Source organism: Pseudomonas vlassakiae, from assembly GCF_014269035.2.
Taxonomy (GTDB): domain Bacteria; phylum Pseudomonadota; class Gammaproteobacteria; order Pseudomonadales; family Pseudomonadaceae; genus Aquipseudomonas; species Aquipseudomonas vlassakiae.
Genome location: NZ_JABWRP020000001.1, coordinates 117,033 through 132,762 on the forward strand (window position 1 = coordinate 117,033; position 15,730 = coordinate 132,762).

The following is a 15,730-nucleotide window of genomic DNA, read 5'->3' on the forward strand; positions in this document are numbered from 1 at the left end:
AAGGCTCCAGAAGCAGAATCATTGCTGCAGGATGTGGTTGAGCGACTCCAGCACTTCGGCGGTCAGCAGCTGCAGGCGATAGCTGTAAATCCCATACACCACCGCCATGGCTGCGGCACTGATCAGCAACGGGCTCCACCATGGCCACTGGCGGCGCATGCGGACGTTGCTCGGGGCGACATTGGCCAGGGGGGCGCAGACCTGTTCCGGTACCGGGCCACGCACTTCCCGGATGAGCGTGCAGATCTGCCGGAGCAGGGCGTTCAGCGCCTCGTCCAGGTACAGGCACAGGGCGTAGGAATAAGCCAGCAGTTGCGCGGCCTCATAACCGCGCTGGCGCATTTCCTCGACGATGTGGTCGACCTGGGTACGCACCTGCTGGTGCACCTCCAGGATGTTGGGCAGGTCGTCCAACGTGCGCAGGCGCATTACCAGGCCGAACAGCGGCATCGCCGCATCAATCATCGGATTGTGGAAGGTGCCGCGCAGTTGGAGGTCAGGGTCGGCCGGGTAGCGCTCAGGCAATTCAGCGAATTCGGGTTGGCTTCTTGGCGAGTGGGAAGAGGGACTGGCGCTCCATGCAGAGCGCTCGAGAATGGACGCGGCGTTGTGTTCGTTTATTGCTTGAGTGACACTTGGCGTATCCGCTTTCTTGCTGTTGGAATCAGACTTTTGGAGCATGAAAGTTCCTCTTTCACCCGTCATTGCGCGGCTATGCCGGCCAACGGTTGGTTAGCGAACAGGTGCGTCTTGGTTGCACCTGAACACTAACGAGGAATCAATTCTCAGAGGAGCTTGGCTCTTCTTCAAAACTTGTAGGGCTTTTCCTTAAATAAATTTCCAGCCATGTGAGCAGAAGCAACTTAATTGTCTGCGCGGCAAAAAGTGGAGCGGTAAATGGCAGTCAGCTTGCCATTCACCGTTCTCACTGCAGGTTCAAATCAGACCACCAACCCCTGCGGCTTACGCCCGGCAAACACATCCACCAGGCTGGCGACGACCATCTCGCCCATGCGCGTGCGGGTCTGCACCGTGGCACTGGCGCGATGCGGCTGCAGCACCACATCCTCACGTTCGAACAAGGCCTCGGGCGCCCGTGGTTCATCGGCAAACACATCCAGCGCCGCGCCAGCGATGTCGCCGGCCTCCAGCGCCGCGATCAACGCCGCTTCATCCACCAGCTTGCCGCGCGCGATGTTGATCAGATACCCCTCGGCGCCCAACGCCTGGAGCACCTCACGGTTGACCAGCGCTTCGCCCTTGTCGGCTGCGGCCGCCAGAATCAACGCATCGCTGTCCTTGGCCAGTTGCAGCAGATCCGCCTCGAAACCATAAGGCACTTCCAGCGCCTGCAGATCGGTGTAGCGAATCGGGCAACCGAACGCCGCCGCCCGCTGCGCCACGGCGCGGCCGACCCGGCCCATGCCGACGATGCCCACGCGCATGCCCGATACCTGGCGGGCCAGCGGCAGCGGTGCCAGTGGCGTGGCGCTGGTAGCCCAATGGCCGGCGCGGACGAAGCGGTCACCGGTGCAGATGCCACGGCACACGCCGATCAGCAGGCCGATGGCGAGGTCGGCGACATCCTCGGTGAGGGCGCCGATGGTCGCTGTCACCTGAATGCCACGGTCGCGGGCATAGGGCAGGTCCACCGCGTCGGTGCCGACGCCATTGACCGCGATCACTTCGAGGTTGGGCAGGCGCGCCATCAGCGCCTGGCTGATGCCGGTGTGGCCACCGGTGATCACGCCGCGGATGTTGTCGGCATGCTGGCTGACATAGGCGTCCTTGTCAGCCTGCTCGTAGTAGCGGTGCACGGTGAACAGCTGTTCCAGGCGCTCACGGATGTGCGGGATGAGGATCGGGCTCAGTTGCAGGACTTCAGGTTTCATCGGTCACTCCATCAGGAACAGGGATCAGCCACGGCCAACGAACGGCATGTTGCTGGCCATCACGGTCATGTTCAGTACGTTGGCGTCCAAGGGCAGCGCGGCGATGTAGCGCACCGCATCGGCCACATGGCGCACGTCGAGCATCGGCTCGGCGGCGGTCTCGCCATTGGCCTGGCGCACGCCACGGGTCATGCGCTCGGACAGTTCGGTCAGGGCATTGCCGATGTCCACCTGGCTGCAGACGATGTTGTACGGGCGGCCATCCAGCGCCAGTGCCTTGGTCAGGCCGAGCACCGCGTGCTTGCTGGCGGTGTAGGGCGCCGTGAACGGGCGCGGGGTGTGCGCCGAGATCGAGCCGTTGTTGATGATCCGCCCGCCTTGCGGCTGCTGGCGGCGCATCAGGCCGAAGGCGGCACGGGCGCACAGGAACACCCCGTCGACGTTGGTGGCGATGACGTTGCGCCAGTTCTCCAGCGGCAGCTCGTCGACCGGCACGGCGGGGGCATTGATGCCCGCGTTGTTGAAGATCACATCGAGGCGCCCATGTACCTCTTCGATGGTGGCGAACAGCTGTGCGACGCTCTGTTCATCGCGTACGTCGGTGGGTACGGCCAAGGCTTCACCACCGGCTGCCAGCGCTTGCTCAACTACCGATTGCAGCGGCTCTGCGCGGCGACCGGCGAGGATCAGGCTGAAGCCGTCTTCCAGCAGGGCGAGGGCGACAGCGCGGCCGATGCCGCTGCCGGCACCGGTGACCAGGGCGACTTTGTTGTTTTGGCTCATAGAGGACTCCAGTGGATTCAGGCAGCGTTGGCGGCTTGCCCGGCAGGGCGAGGGCCGACGCGCAGGTGCAGTTCGCCGATGCCATCGATGCCGGCGTGGATCGTGTCGCCCGGGTTCAGCGGCGCCACGCCTGGCGGGCTGCCGGTCATGATCAGGTCACCGGGGCGCAGCGGTAGCTGGCGGGACAGCCGGCTGATCACTTCGGCCAGCGCCCAGGTCTGCTGACTGAGGTGGGCACGCTGGCGCTCCTGTCCGTTCACTTGCAACCACAGCGATGCGTCCAGTGGCCAGGCGCATTCGCTGGCAGGGACGATGGCGCTCATCGGTGCCGAGGCATCGAACACCTTGGCGCCTTCCCACGGCAGGCCCTCGGCTTTGGCCCTGCGCTGGTGGTCGCGACGGGTCATGTCGAGGCCGGCAGCAAAGCCGAACACATGTTCCAGGGCATGTCCCGGCGCAATGTCGGCGCCGCCCTTGGCGATGGCTGCGACCAGCTCGATTTCGTGGCAGAACTCATCGGTCTGCGGTGGGAAGGGCAGTTCACCCTGCGCCTCGACCACGTTGCTCGCCGGTTTCATGAAGAACACAGGCTCCTGTGGCGCCGGGCCGTAGGTCTCCGGCCAGGGATAGTTGCGGCCCAGGCAGAACACCCGGCCGACCGGGAAGCGCACAGCGCTGCCGCGGATCGGCAGGCTGACGATGGGCGGCGGGTTGAACAGGTAGGTCATGGATGGATCCTCCGTGCTGGAGTGGCCAGCGTAAGGCAGAGGCTGGCCGGCAAAGTTGGACGAAAACGGGGTCGGCTTGGACTATCCCGGGAACCTGTGCCGCCCCTTTCGCGGCTGAGGCCGCTGCCACAGGTACAGCGCTGCCCCCAGGCCTGGCGCTACCCCCTGCAGGAGCGGCTTCAGCCGCGAATCGGCCGGTATCACCGACGCATTCCTCGGATCAGGCCCCAGTCTTCAGCTCGATCCGATACAGCTTCCCAAGCAGCAGCGAATACGAAAGGGTGCCCATCAACGCCACCCCACCGATGAACCAGAACGCCATGGCAAACGAGCCGCTGGCATGCACGATCGCGCCAATCACGATGGGCGTGACGATGCCGCCGATGTTCGCCGCCAGGCTGGTGATCCCGCCGGTCAGGCCGATCAGTTCCTTGGGCGCCACCTCCGACACCGCCGCCCACGACGCCGAGGCGATGCCCTGGGCGAAGAACGCCAGGGTAAGGATGGCGATGCACACCAGATTGGAGTCGGTGAAGTTCACCAGCACGATCGACATGCCCAGCATCGAACCCACCACCAGCGGCAGCTTGCGGGCGAATGACAGCGAGTGACCCTTGCGGATCAGCAGGTCGGAAACGATCCCCGCGAGGAGGATGCCCACCGTGGCGCCAATGAACGGCATGACGGCGAAGACGCCGACCTTGATCAAGGTCAGCTGGCGCTCTTCGATCAGGTAGGTGGGGAACCAGGTGAGGAAGAAGTAAAGCGCCGAGGTGCTGGCGAACTTGCCCAGGCAAATGGCCCAGATCTGCCGGTAGCGGAACAGCTCGGCAACCTGGCGCCAGTCGAAACGGGTACGCTCCTGGCTGCTTTTCACCAGGCCGCCGCCTTGCTCGATGTAGGCCAGTTCCTGCGGGCTGACCTGCTTGCAGTTCAGCGGGTCGCGGTACAGCCACAGCCACACCACGCCGAACAGGATGCCGACCAGGCCGGTGCTGTAGAACACATGGCGCCAGTCGTAGGTGGTCGCCAGCCACAGCAGCGCGCCGGTGAACAGTGCGGTGCCTAGGTACTGGCCACACACGTAGATGCTGCTGGCCATGCCGCGCTCGCGGGCCGGGAACCACACCGTGACCGCGCGGCTGTTGGCCGGGAAAGCCGGGGCTTCCATGGCACCGACTGCCAGGCGCAGGCCGAACAGTGAGGCAAAGCCGCCGGCCAGGCCCTGGGCCACGGTGACCGCCGACCAGCTGATCAGCGACACGCCGTAGGTCAGGCGCGAGCCGAAGCGGTCGGCGATGAAACCGGCCGGTACCAGGGCCAGGGCGTAGGTCCAGGCGAAGGCGGAGAAGATCAGGCCCATCTCGACCTTGTCCAGGCCCAGGTCCTTGGCCATGAACGGCGCAGCGATGGAGATGTTCACCCGGTCGACATAGTTGATGATGGTCGCCACTAACAACAGCGACAGCATGAACCAGCGGCGGCGGGTGGGCAGACGCTGGGCAGGGGCCGCGTCCAGCGCGAATGGCGACGCGGCGCGAGGGGTAGGCGTGCTCGACATGAGTCGACCTCGTTTGTTGTTGTTGGTAGAGGTTGGGCTGCAGTCCCTTTTCTAAAGTGGTCGTACAACGAATCGAATGCAATGGCGGTTTTAGACCGTTTTTTTTACAGAGGGTGGGCTAGGTTGGTGCTGTCCAAGAAAATTCACTGTCAGGGTTTTGCCCGGAGTTCTTGCTGAATACCGCGTTTTATGCGGGTTGTGTGGATTTGCTGTTGCGCAGGTTTTTGCAGAAGGGGTTGAATTGCAGAGTTTGGACATCGTACAACTAAAAGCCCCGCAACTCGGAGATTGCCCATGCCCCCCAAGCGCGAGGTCCCGACCTACGTCATGCAGCAGCGCAGCGAGCTGATGGATTTCTACATCCGCGACCAGCGCGGTCGCCCCGCCGAGACCGCGCCGCATCGTCACGAGTACTTCCAGATCCAGGTCAACTTCGGCGGCGACACGGTGCAGCACATCGGCAGCGTGCAGCGCCCCTTCGAGCGCAACACATTGGCCTTCATCCTGCCGCACCGGGTGCATGTGATCCCGCATCCGGCCGACAGCGACTTCGTGGTCATCAATTTCTCCCAGACGTTCCTGCTGCCGCACCTGGCCTGCGACCCGATGGACCTGGAAGAGGTGTCGATCCTGCAGGCGCCGGAGCTGTCACCGTTCCGCTTCCAGGAGCACCTCGACTTCTGCCTCGACGAGGCCGACTTCGCCGAGGTGCGGCAGATCCTCGATCGGATGCGCACGTTGGATGCCAATCGCCGCTTTGGTAGCCGCGAAATGCTCAAGGGCCTGCTGCTGCAGCTCATCGGCCAGGTCTGCGGCCTGTACGCCGAGCCGCTGCGCGAACTGGCCGACAGCAATGCCGCGCAGCTCAGCCGCCGCGCCGCACTGGGCCGCATGAGCGAGTATCTGCGCCGGCATATCGACGACCCCGACCTGAACCTGCAGAAAGTCGCCGCCGCCACCTACCTGTCGCCGACCTACCTGACCCACTGGCTGCGCAAGGAAATCGGCAAGACCTTCAGCGAGCTGGTGCTGGAGCGGCGCATGCACACTGCACGCAATTACCTGCTCAATGGCAGCCGCCCGGTGGGCGAGGTGGCGCGGCTTTGTGGCTTTGCCGATGAGGCCTACTTCTCGCGGCGCTTCCGCCAGATCCATGGCCTGCCGCCAGGGCAGTTCCGCCGCCAGCAGCGCGACCCGGATACGCCGCAGGTGGCGATGCGGTAAGCTTGCCGGCATGAACCTCGACACCCGTATCAAGTACCGTCACCTGCTGTGTTTCCTGGAGATTGCCCGGCAGGGCAGCCTGGCCAGGGCGGCGGATATTCTGGCGATCAGCCAGCCGGCGATCTCCAAGACCCTCAAGGAGCTCGAGGACCTGCTCGAAGCGCGCCTGTTCGAACGCAGCCGCCAGGGCGTCGAGCTGACCCCGGCTGGCACGCGATTCATGCGTTACGCCGGGCCTAGCGTGCAGGCGCTGCGTGATGGCGTCAGCAGCTTGCGCGGTGAGGCGCGGGCACCGTCGCAGGTGCGCATCGGCGTGCTGTCGACGGTCGAGGGGCTGCTCATGCCCGAAGTGCTGTGTCGCCTGCATCAGCGCCACGAGGCCATGGTGATCAGCGTGGTCACCGGGGTCAGTGCGCAGTTGCTTGGGCAACTGCACCTGGGCGAGCTGGAACTGGTGGTCGGGCGCATGACCGAAAGCCCACAGATCCAGGGGCTGTCATTCGAGCACCTGTACAGCGAGTCCATGGCCCTGGTGGTGCGCCCCGGCCATCCTTTGCTGGCAAGTGCACCGGTGGAGCGGCAGCGGGTCGGGCAGTACCCCTTGGTGCTGCCACCGCCGGGCACCACCATTCGCCAGCATGCCGACAGCCTGTTCGTGCAGTGCGGCATCCAGATGCCGGCGCAGCGCCTGGAGACCTTGTCGTTGGCGTTGAGCCGGCGTTATCTGCTGGGTAGCGATGCGTTGTGGGTGGCGCCGATGGATGCGGTGCTGCTTGATTTGCGCCGCGGGGAGCTGGCCGAGCTCGACCTGGGCGTGCGCGAACCGGGCGGGTCGGTGGGGATCTGCCGCAATGCCGCCTTGCCGCTGAGTTTGCCGGGGCAGTGGGTTTGCGAGGTGCTGCGCGAGCTGGCAGAGCAGTATCGGGAGGGGCGGTATCCTTGAGCTGCCTGGCGCTGAATCTGTTGTGACAGGCCCCTGGTGGCCATCACACCATCCAGATCCAGGCCCCTGCCACCCCCCGACCAACCCCAGCAACCTCCCTCAGAACCCACCGAAATTAAAAGCCACAAAAACCAGGAAAACCCGGCACAACGGGTCAATACTGGCAAATGGCTGTAAAGCTTCCATGAAGAAGCTTTTACCTACTGAACTTCCTTACGAAAACCCGCTCCTATGCCGGTAGCCATTGGTGATGGCCGCCTGATAAGCTCGCGGCTTTACCCTGATTGCCCTTATGGCGCATGAACAAGGAAATAGCATGAAACAGCATCGTCTGGCGGCTGCGGTTGCCCTGGTAGGCCTGGTACTGGCTGGCTGTGATCAACAAGCCAGCAGCCCCGAGCTGAAAACTCCGGCACAGAAAGCCTCCTACGGTATCGGCCTGAACATGGGCAAGAGCCTGGCGCAGGAAGGCATGGAAGATCTTGATTCGAAAGCGGTCGCTCTCGGCATCGAAGACGCTGTCGGCAAGAAAGAGCAACGCATCAAGGACGAAGAGCTGGTAGAAGCCTTCACCGCGCTGCAGAAGCGCGCCGAAGAGCGCCTGGCCAAGGCCAGCGAAGAAGCTGCCAGTGCTGGCAAGAAATTCCTCGAAGAGAACGCCAAGAAGCCTGGTGTGGTTACCACCGCCTCTGGCCTGCAGTATGAAGTCGTGAAGAAGGCCGACGGCCCGCAGCCAAAGCCGACCGACGTGGTCACCGTTCACTACGAAGGCAAGCTGATCGATGGCAAGGTGTTCGACAGCTCGGTCGAGCGTGGCAGCCCGATCGACCTGCCCGTCAGCGGTGTGATCCCAGGCTGGGTCGAAGGCCTGCAGCTGATGCACGTTGGCGAGAAGTACAAACTGTTCATCCCGGCTGAGCTGGCCTACGGTGCGCAAAGCCCGAGCCCGCTGATCCCGGCCAACTCGGTGCTGGTGTTCGACCTGGAACTGATCGCCATCAAGGACCCAGCCCAGCTGCAGGGTGGCGAAGCACCCGAAGCTGAAGCCCCGGCCGAAGCACCTGCCAAGTAACAACGGCTGGTACTTGCACAACGCCCCGTCCTGACGGGGCGTTGTCGTTTGTGAGGGCTCATTCGGCGAACCTCGTGCGGCGGCGATTGTCCGAGCAAATGCAGTGTGAAGAAGCCGGAAGCTTCTGACGCAGATCGTTTGCAGATCTGAAACGGCTGCGTAAAAAACGCCCGATCTGAGCGGGACCCTTGCCTTGTGGGCGCCCGCCGTCACAAACTTCGCCCTGTTCACAAGGTTATCCACAATAAATGTGGATAACCTTTCCCTGCTGGAGGCTCCATGAGCGCACCCTGGAATTTCGCCCGTTTCCTGCCTCTGGCCGAGCGCCTGCTCAGCCGTGGCCGCTTGCCGGCCTTGCTGTTCGCAGTAGCCCGCAAGGGCCCGCGCATCGGCCAGCTGCGCGACGACGTCAAGCTGCTGCAGTCGCTGTGCCTGGCCTGGTGGCGGGGTGAATACCGCGCCATCAGTCCCAAGGCACTGGTGACCATCGTCGCCGGCCTGCTGTACTTCGTCAGCCCCATCGACGCCATTCCCGACTGGATTCTGGGTGTCGGTTTTCTCGATGACATCGCTGTGCTCGGCTGGGTTCTGAAGACCGTGGCCGATGAGCTGGCGCGCTTCAAGGCCTGGCGCGACAGCCAGGCGCCTGAGCGCCTAAGGGTGGTCGAACGCCTGCCCGACACCCCGGAAGCGCTGCGGCTGGAGCGCAATACGCACTGAAATCGAGCAAGTCCCCACAGACTCCCGCGCTTGGTAATATAATTGGCATAAGCGTTATGCCTACGGATTACATGCGGTAATCCTTACGTAAGGGGGTTGTAATGGGTATTCAGGTTATTAGCCGGGACGGTCAACCCGAGTATGCCGTCGTGCCCTGGGAGCAGTACCAGGCCTTGCTCAAGGCAGCCGGGGAAGCGCCCGCCGAGGCGGTTGCCGAACCCGCGCAGCAAAGCGCGCCTGCAGCCAGCCTGCCAGCGTTCAGCGACGTGGCACAACTGCGCCAGGCCAAAGGCATCGCCCCTGAGCAACTGGCGCGTAATGTCGGGGTCAGCCCGGCTTACCTGGCCATGATCGAATCGGGTGAGCGCCAGCCGGATGCCGCGATTCGCCGCGCCCTGGCCTGGCATCTGGGGGTGGCCGGCTGGAGCGAGCCGTCATGAGCCAGGTCAGGATCAGCCGACAGCAATGGCAGAACCTGCTGGACGAGCTTGACCTGGCCCGCCGTCAACGCCACCTGCTCACCTACCGTGCACTGATCGAGCGCCTGCAATTGCCCAGCCCGGCCATGCAGACCCTCACCGCTGCGCTGGAATACCTGGCGGTGCTCGATGCCCGTGCCGAGCAGCCCTTGCGCAGCTCGCTGGTGATCAGCCAGGGTGCCAGCCGTCTGCCGCGCACCGGCTTTTTCGAGTGTGTGGAGCGCCTGGGGCGTTTCGCGGGGCCGGTGGATGGCATGGAGGCGGCGTCCTGGCATGCCTCCGAGGTCGTTCGGGTGTTTGAGTACAGTTATCCCGAGCATGCTTGAACAGTGTGGACTCCCTGTGCTGGCCTCTTCGGGGCGTCGAACCGCCGCGAGGAGGCCGGCACAGACAGAGCATCTCGATGGATCACGCCGCAAGGGTTGCCATCGGCATCCCGTATATCCAGTTCCTTCAGGTCACCATAGCGGCCAAACAAATCCATGACCTGGCCAAGCGTGGCATTCAGCCCCACCGTTGGCTGTTCGACCAAGGCCGCCGGCAGCACTTGAGCCAGTAGCGGCTGATCTTCTCGCACCCCCAAATCCTGCGGCCGTCCCATCAGGTAACCCTGGACCAGGTCCACGCCCATCTCGGTCAATACCGCCAGCTCTTCCGGCAGCTCGATCCCTTCGGCGATCACTTGCGCCTTGGAGGCCCTGGCAATCTGCAGGATGGAGCCAACGAATTCGCGCTTGAGCGGATCGCGGTGGATGCCATCGATGAAGTGGCGGTCGATCTTCACGTACTCCGGGCGCAGCTCCGACCACAGGCGCAGGCTCGAATAGCCCGCGCCGAGGTCGTCCAGGGCGATGGAAAAGCCCATGTCGCGATAATGGTGCAAGGCGTTGGACAACAGCTGGAAATCGTCGGTAGGGGTCTGCTCGGTAAGCTCGATCACCACCCGACTGGGCGGCAACCCCACTTGTTCGAGGAGCTTGAGGGTGCGCCCGGAAGGATAGTGCGGTTCGAGCAGCGATTCGGGAGAGATGTTGAGAAACAGCTTACCGTCGAGCCCCTGTTCGCTGAACCGTCGGCACGCGCTTTCACGGCACGCGGCCTCCAGTTCGGTCAGTTGACCGGCCTGGCGGGCGATGGCGAACAGGTTCAAGGGCGAATGCAGCGGGCTGTTGGAGGGGCCACGGCTCAAGGCTTCATGGCCGAAGACCCGCCGTTCGCTGAGGCAGACGATCGGTTGGAACAAGCTGTGAATGCTGCGCTGAGCCAGGATTACACTCAAGGCACTGAGCTGTTCGGCGACGGTCATGACGGTATCCTGAAAATGAAAGGGCCGGGCATTTGCATGCCCGGCCCCTCTATTTCACGAAAGTGTCATGACTGTTTGATGACGGATCACATTAATCTGCCATCATCGGTCGGTTACTTCTTGGCCATCTTGGTACTTTCGCTCAGGTAGTCGATGAGGATGCGACCGGTCTCGGCCAGGTAGGCGTCATCTTCCGGCTTGGTCTTGTCATCCTCTTCCGGCAGGGCGTCCTCGTCGACTTTCTTCAGTTCCTTGAGTGGCTCCTCGCCCTTGGCCTTGCGACGGATGTTCTCCATGGCCAGCTGCTTGGCTTCGACCTCATCGTGGCGGGCACGTCGCTCCTGCTCGTTGAGGCTGACGGTCTTCTCGTCCATCAGCTTCTGGGTCAGGGCCAGGCGGTCACGGATGTAGGTGAACTCGGCGTCCTTGGCGCTGCGAGCGTCATGTTTGGCCTTGAGGTCGGCCAGGAACGGCTTGAACGGGTCGACTGCGGGCTTGACCACCGGGCGGATGGTGTCCCACGGCATGGCTTCCGGCAGGGCGCTTTCGCCGATTTCCTTGGTGTCGATGATCGATGGGTAGTCGATGTCCGGAAGCACGCCCTGATGCTGGGTGCTCTGCCCGGAAACGCGGTAGAACTTGGCCAGGGTCAGCTTCAGCTCGCCATGGTTGAGAGGCTGGATGGTCTGCACGGTGCCTTTGCCGAAGGTCTGGCCACCGATGATCAGCGCACGGTGGTAGTCCTGCATCGCGCCGGCGAAGATCTCCGAGGCCGAGGCTGACAGGCGGTTGACCAGCAGCGCCATCGGGCCTTTGTAGAAGGCGCCCGGGTTCTCATCCTCGAGCACATCGACGCGGCCGTCGCTGTTGCGGACCAGCACGGTCGGACCTTTCTCGATGAACAGGCTGGTCAGCTCGGTGGCTTCCTGCAGCGAGCCACCGCCATTGTTGCGCAGGTCGATCACCACGCCGTCGACTTTTTCCTTCTGCAGCTCGGTGAGCAGTTTCTTCACGTCGCGCGTGGTGCTCTTGTACTCGGGGTCACCGGCGCGGTAAGCCTTGAAGTCCAGGTAAAAGGCCGGGATCTCGATGATGCCGAGCTTGTAGTCACGCCCGTCCTGCTTGAGCTTGAGCACCGACTTCTTCGCGGCCTGTTCTTCGAGCTTCACCGCTTCGCGGGTGATCGAGACGATCTTGCTGGTCTGGTCGCTTGGCGCATTGCTGGCCGGGATGACTTCCAGGCGCACCACCGAGCCTTTCGGGCCACGGATCAACTTGACCACCTCGTCCAGGCGCCAGCCGACCACGTCGACCATCTCCTTGTTGCCCTGGGCGACGCCGATGATCTTGTCGGCCGGTGCCACCTGCTTGGTCTTGGCGGCCGGGCCTGCCGGCACCAGGCGTACGATCTTGACCTGGTCGTTGTCGCTCTGCAGTACCGCGCCGATGCCTTCGAGCGACAGGCTCATGTTGATGTCGAAGTTCTCGGCGTTGTCCGGCGACAGGTAGTTGGTATGCGGGTCGTAGGACTGGGCGAAGGTATTGATGTAGGCCTGGAAAATGTCTTCGGCCCGGGTCTGGTCAAGGCGCGCCAGCTGGTTCTTGTAGCGCTTGGTCAGGGTTTCCTGGATCTGCTTCGGCTCCTTGCCGGCGATCTTCTGGCGTAGCACCTCGTCCTTGACGCGTTTGCGCCACAGCTCGTCGAGTGCGGCCTGGTCCTTCTCCCACGGGGCATCCTTGCGATCGATCAGCAAGGTTTCGTGGGTGGTGAAGTCGATCTTGTCGACGCCCTTGGCCAGCTCGGCCAGGGCGAAGTCCAGGCGCTGCTTGACGCGGTCGAGGTAGCGCTTGTAGATGGTGAAGCCGGGGTCGAGGTTGCCGCTCTTGAGGAAGTCGTCGAACTGCGTCTTCCACTTGTCGAATTCAGCGATGTCGGCTGCGGTGAAGTAGCTGCGGGCCGGGTCGAGCAGCTTGATGTAGCTGTCGTAGATGATCACCGAGCGGGCGTCATCGAGCGGCGGCTTGCTGTAGTGGTGACGCTTGAGCAGCTCCACGACATTGAGGCTGGCGACGATTTCGTCGCGGTCCGGCTGCAGGCTGTCCCACTTGTTGGCGGCCGCCGCATTGCCGCCGAGCGTGAGGCTGCCCAGGCCAACCATCAGGGCCAGGGCAGTGCTGGGAAGGAAATGCTTCATGCTGATTCGACGTGGAGGCAATTGATCACGCATAGTAGGCCGTCTTATCCGTTCGCCGGTTCCATCAGAGCCGGGCAAATACTGCAAAAAAGCCTGAGGAGCGGGCTCCTCAGGCTCAGTCTGTGAATCAACTATGGAGGCACTGTGAAGGCATTGCAAGGCGTTGACGGACATGTGGCCTGGGTCGAGGCCGAACGCCCGGCCTGTGACGCGGGCCAAGTGCGCATTCGCGTGGCTGCAGCGGGGCTGAACCGCGCCGATCTGTTGCAGATGAAAGGGCTGTATCCACCGCCGCCAGGCGCGAGCCCATACATGGGCCTGGAATGCGCCGGGGTGATCGAGGAGGTCGGTGCCGGCGCTGACTGGCGTGTGGGCGACCGCGTCTGCGCGCTGCTGGCCAGCGGTGCCATGGCGGAAGAAGTGGTAGTCGATGCGCGCCATGTGTTGCCGGTGCCAGAGGGCCTGAGCCTGCATGAAGCGGCGGCACTGCCGGAGGTGTATGCCACGGCGTGGCTGAACATCTTCCAGCTGGGCAAGGTGAAGGCCGGTGAGAAGGTGCTGGTGCATGCGGGCGCCAGTGGTGTGGGCTCGGCGGCGATACAGCTGTGCAAGGCCTTTGGCAGCCCGATCTGGGTCAGTGTCGGTTCCCAGGACCGCCTGGACTACTGCCAGGCGCTGGGCGCTGCGGGTGGCGTGGTGCGTAACCAGAACCTCGACGCGCTGGAAGGCATTGGGCCGTTCGACGTGATTCTGGACCCGGTGGGTGCCAGCTACGGTGAGCTGAACCTCAAGCTGCTGGCGCGTGACGGGCGCTGGGTGATCATCGGCCTGATGGGCGGGCGCACGTTCGAACTGGACCTGGCACAGGTGCTGGGCAAACGCCTGGAGATCACCGGCTCGACCCTGCGCAACCGTGATGACGGCTTCAAGGCCGAGCTGCTGCGCGAGCTGCAGCAGCAGGTGTGGCCGCTGTTTGCCGAAGGGCGATTGTCGCCGCAACTGGTCGATACCTACCCGGTGGAGTTTGCCCAGGCGGCGTATGCCGAGCTTGAGAGCAACCAGGTGTCCGGCAAGCTGGTGATGGTCATCGACCCGAGCCTGGCGTAAGCAGGCCTGGCCTCTTCGCGGGTTCATCCGCGAAGAGGCCGGTACAGCCCCACCCAGCGCTTCAGCTCCAGCTCAACACCGGCCAGCCATTCTTCTCGGCATGCTCGCGCAACACCGCGTCCGGGTTCACCGCATGCGGATGATCGACCTTCAGCAACAGCGGCAGGTCATTCCTCGAATCAGAGTAGAAACTTGCACCTTCCAGGTTCTCCTGCTCCTGATCCAGCCATTCCAGCAGGCGGGTGATCTTGCCCTCGCGGTAGGTCAACACCCCATGGGTGTTGCCGGTATACACCCCGTTCACTGCCTCCAGTTCGATCGCCAGGTACTCATCCACCCCCAGCCGCGCCGCAATCGGCCCCACCAGGTGCGTGCCTGAGGCGGAAATGATCAGGATCCGGTCGCCTCGCTGGCGGTGCTCGGCAATGCAGCGGCAGGCGTCGCCGTAGATGAGCGGCTCGATCACCTCCTCGACCCACGGCTCAACCAGGTGCTCGACCTCTTCCAGCGTGCGCCCGGCAATCGGCTCCAGGCTGAAGGCCATGTAGTCTTCCATGCGCAGGTGGCCCTTGCCGTAAGCCTCCATCAGTTCATGATCGCGGCGCAGGAACGCCTTGCTGTCGACCCAGCCCAGCCGGGCCATCTGTTCGCTCCACAGCGACGCACAGTCGCCGTGGATCAGGGTTTCGTCCAGATCGAAAATTGCCAGTGCCATCTTGCTGATTCTCCTTAAGCCACTTCGCGCAACGCCGTGGGGTCGATCGACAGGGAGACCCGCTGGCCGTCGGCATGCAGGTCCTCAGGCGAGCGGTTGAGCACGTCGACCACCAGTTCCACCTCACGCACGTTTACCCGGTAGCGGATGACATTGCCGAGCAGGCTGTGACTGCGTACCTCGGCGTCCAGTTCACCGTCCAGGCCCAGGGTGATCGACTCGGGTCGGATCGCCAGGCGACCGGCCACCGGCCGTTGCAGCAGGCGGCTGGCGCTGTCGGCGTCGAGCAGGTTGTAGTTGCCGATGAAGCCGGCGGCGAACAGGTCCACCGGCGCGGTGTAGAGGGTTTCGGCATCGCCGCTCTGGACGATGCGCCCCTGGTTCATCAGGAAAATGCGGTCAGACATCGTCAGCGCCTCCTCCTGATCGTGGGTGACGAAGATGGTGGTCAGCCCCAGTTCGCGCTGGATCGCGCGGATCTGCTCACGCAGGTGTTTGCGGATGCGCGCATCCAGCGCCGACAACGGTTCGTCGAGCAGCAGCAGGCGCGGGCGAGTGACCAGCGAACGGGCCAGGGCCACACGCTGGCACTGGCCACCGGACAGTTGATGCGGGTAGCGCCCGGCGAAGCTGCCCAGCTCCACCAGCTCCAGTGCTTCGCGCACGCGCTGCTGGCTTTCATCGGCCTTGACCTTCTGCATGCGCAGGCCGAAGGCAACGTTCTGCTCCACGGTCATGTTGGGGAACAGCGCATAGCTCTGGAACACCATGCCGATGCCGCGCTTCTGCGGGCTTAGCGGCACGATGTCGTGGCCGTCGAGGAGGATCTTGCCGCCGTCTACCGGGGTCAGCCCGGCGATGCAACGCAACAGGGTGGATTTGCCGCAGCCGGAGGGGCCGAGCAGGGTGACGAACTCGCCGCGTTCGATCTGGCAGTCGATGTGCTCGAATACCGGGCTGCCGGCATAGCTTTTTTGCAGGTTTTGTACGCTGACGAAGCTCATG

General features: G+C 63.6%; 16 protein-coding genes. 7 read left to right on the top strand and 9 right to left on the bottom strand.

Features of this window, described 5'->3' with window-relative positions:
• Positions 1–18: 18 nt before the first annotated feature.
• The 5 genes from HU738_RS00520 to HU738_RS00540 form a co-directional block, all read right to left on the bottom strand.
• Positions 19–681, bottom strand: a complete 663-nt coding sequence (locus HU738_RS00520; protein WP_186602108.1) for a DotU family type IV/VI secretion system protein — start codon at positions 679–681, stop codon at positions 19–21.
• Between the two features lie 260 nt (positions 682–941).
• Positions 942–1,892: a 2-hydroxyacid dehydrogenase gene (locus tag HU738_RS00525; protein ID WP_186602107.1), complete on the bottom strand. Its 951-nt coding sequence runs from the start codon at positions 1,890–1,892 to the stop codon at positions 942–944.
• A 24-nt stretch (positions 1,893–1,916) separates the two neighbouring features.
• The gene (locus tag HU738_RS00530) at positions 1,917–2,675 is read right to left on the bottom strand and encodes an SDR family oxidoreductase (RefSeq protein ID WP_176507193.1); all 759 of its coding nucleotides are present in this window, start codon (positions 2,673–2,675) and stop codon (positions 1,917–1,919) included.
• A gap of 17 nt (positions 2,676–2,692) precedes the next feature.
• Entirely contained in the window at positions 2,693–3,403 is a 711-nt protein-coding gene (locus HU738_RS00535) for a fumarylacetoacetate hydrolase family protein (protein ID WP_186602106.1), read from the bottom strand.
• Between the two features lie 220 nt (positions 3,404–3,623).
• The gene (locus HU738_RS00540; RefSeq protein WP_186602105.1) at positions 3,624–4,964 is read right to left on the bottom strand and encodes an MFS transporter; all 1,341 of its coding nucleotides are present in this window, start codon (positions 4,962–4,964) and stop codon (positions 3,624–3,626) included.
• A 294-nt stretch (positions 4,965–5,258) separates the two neighbouring features.
• On the opposite strand from HU738_RS00540, the gene HU738_RS00545 reads away from it, so the two are divergent.
• The 6 genes from HU738_RS00545 to HU738_RS00570 all read left to right on the top strand — a co-directional run bounded on the left by HU738_RS00545 (position 5,259) and on the right by HU738_RS00570 (position 9,728).
• A complete protein-coding gene (locus HU738_RS00545; protein WP_186602104.1) occupies positions 5,259–6,188 on the top strand; it encodes a helix-turn-helix transcriptional regulator in 930 nt (309 codons plus the stop codon).
• 10 nt (positions 6,189–6,198) lie between these two features.
• The gene (gene pcaQ / locus HU738_RS00550; RefSeq protein WP_186602103.1) at positions 6,199–7,131 is read left to right on the top strand and encodes a pca operon transcription factor PcaQ; all 933 of its coding nucleotides are present in this window, start codon (positions 6,199–6,201) and stop codon (positions 7,129–7,131) included.
• A 316-nt stretch (positions 7,132–7,447) separates the two neighbouring features.
• The gene (gene bamJ, locus HU738_RS00555; protein ID WP_027918134.1) at positions 7,448–8,203 is read left to right on the top strand and encodes a BamJ family beta-barrel-assembly machinery protein; all 756 of its coding nucleotides are present in this window, start codon (positions 7,448–7,450) and stop codon (positions 8,201–8,203) included.
• Positions 8,204–8,482: 279 nt separating this feature from the next.
• A complete protein-coding gene (locus HU738_RS00560) occupies positions 8,483–8,923 on the top strand; it encodes a YkvA family protein (RefSeq protein WP_054886433.1) in 441 nt (146 codons plus the stop codon).
• A 101-nt stretch (positions 8,924–9,024) separates the two neighbouring features.
• Positions 9,025–9,363 carry a helix-turn-helix domain-containing protein gene (locus HU738_RS00565; RefSeq protein ID WP_186602101.1) on the top strand — a complete coding sequence of 113 codons (339 nt, stop codon included), beginning with the start codon at positions 9,025–9,027 and terminating at the stop codon, positions 9,361–9,363.
• Entirely contained in the window at positions 9,360–9,728 is a 369-nt protein-coding gene (locus HU738_RS00570; RefSeq protein ID WP_176507187.1) for a hypothetical protein, read from the top strand. Before HU738_RS00565 ends, HU738_RS00570 begins: the two co-directional genes overlap by 4 nt.
• Here HU738_RS00570 and HU738_RS00575 read toward each other — a convergent pair.
• A complete protein-coding gene (locus HU738_RS00575) occupies positions 9,710–10,708 on the bottom strand; it encodes an EAL domain-containing protein (RefSeq protein ID WP_186602099.1) in 999 nt (332 codons plus the stop codon). The two genes, HU738_RS00570 and HU738_RS00575, sit on opposite strands and share 19 nt — an antisense overlap.
• 113 nt (positions 10,709–10,821) lie before the next feature.
• Positions 10,822–12,903 carry a carboxy terminal-processing peptidase gene (locus tag HU738_RS00580; protein WP_186602097.1) on the bottom strand — a complete coding sequence of 694 codons (2,082 nt, stop codon included), beginning with the start codon at positions 12,901–12,903 and terminating at the stop codon, positions 10,822–10,824.
• Between the two features lie 144 nt (positions 12,904–13,047).
• Here HU738_RS00580 and HU738_RS00585 point away from each other — a divergent pair, with 144 nt between their 5' ends.
• On the top strand, positions 13,048–14,010 hold the full coding sequence (locus HU738_RS00585) for an NAD(P)H-quinone oxidoreductase (protein ID WP_186602095.1): 963 nt from the start codon (positions 13,048–13,050) through the stop codon (positions 14,008–14,010).
• Positions 14,011–14,071: 61 nt separating this feature from the next.
• Here the strand turns inward: HU738_RS00585 and HU738_RS00590 are convergent, their stop codons facing one another.
• Positions 14,072–14,725 carry an HAD family hydrolase gene (locus tag HU738_RS00590; RefSeq protein WP_186602093.1) on the bottom strand — a complete coding sequence of 218 codons (654 nt, stop codon included), beginning with the start codon at positions 14,723–14,725 and terminating at the stop codon, positions 14,072–14,074.
• 14 nt (positions 14,726–14,739) lie between these two features.
• Positions 14,740–15,729, bottom strand: a complete 990-nt coding sequence (locus HU738_RS00595; RefSeq protein ID WP_176507182.1) for an ABC transporter ATP-binding protein — start codon at positions 15,727–15,729, stop codon at positions 14,740–14,742.
• Position 15,730 lies beyond the last annotated feature (1 nt).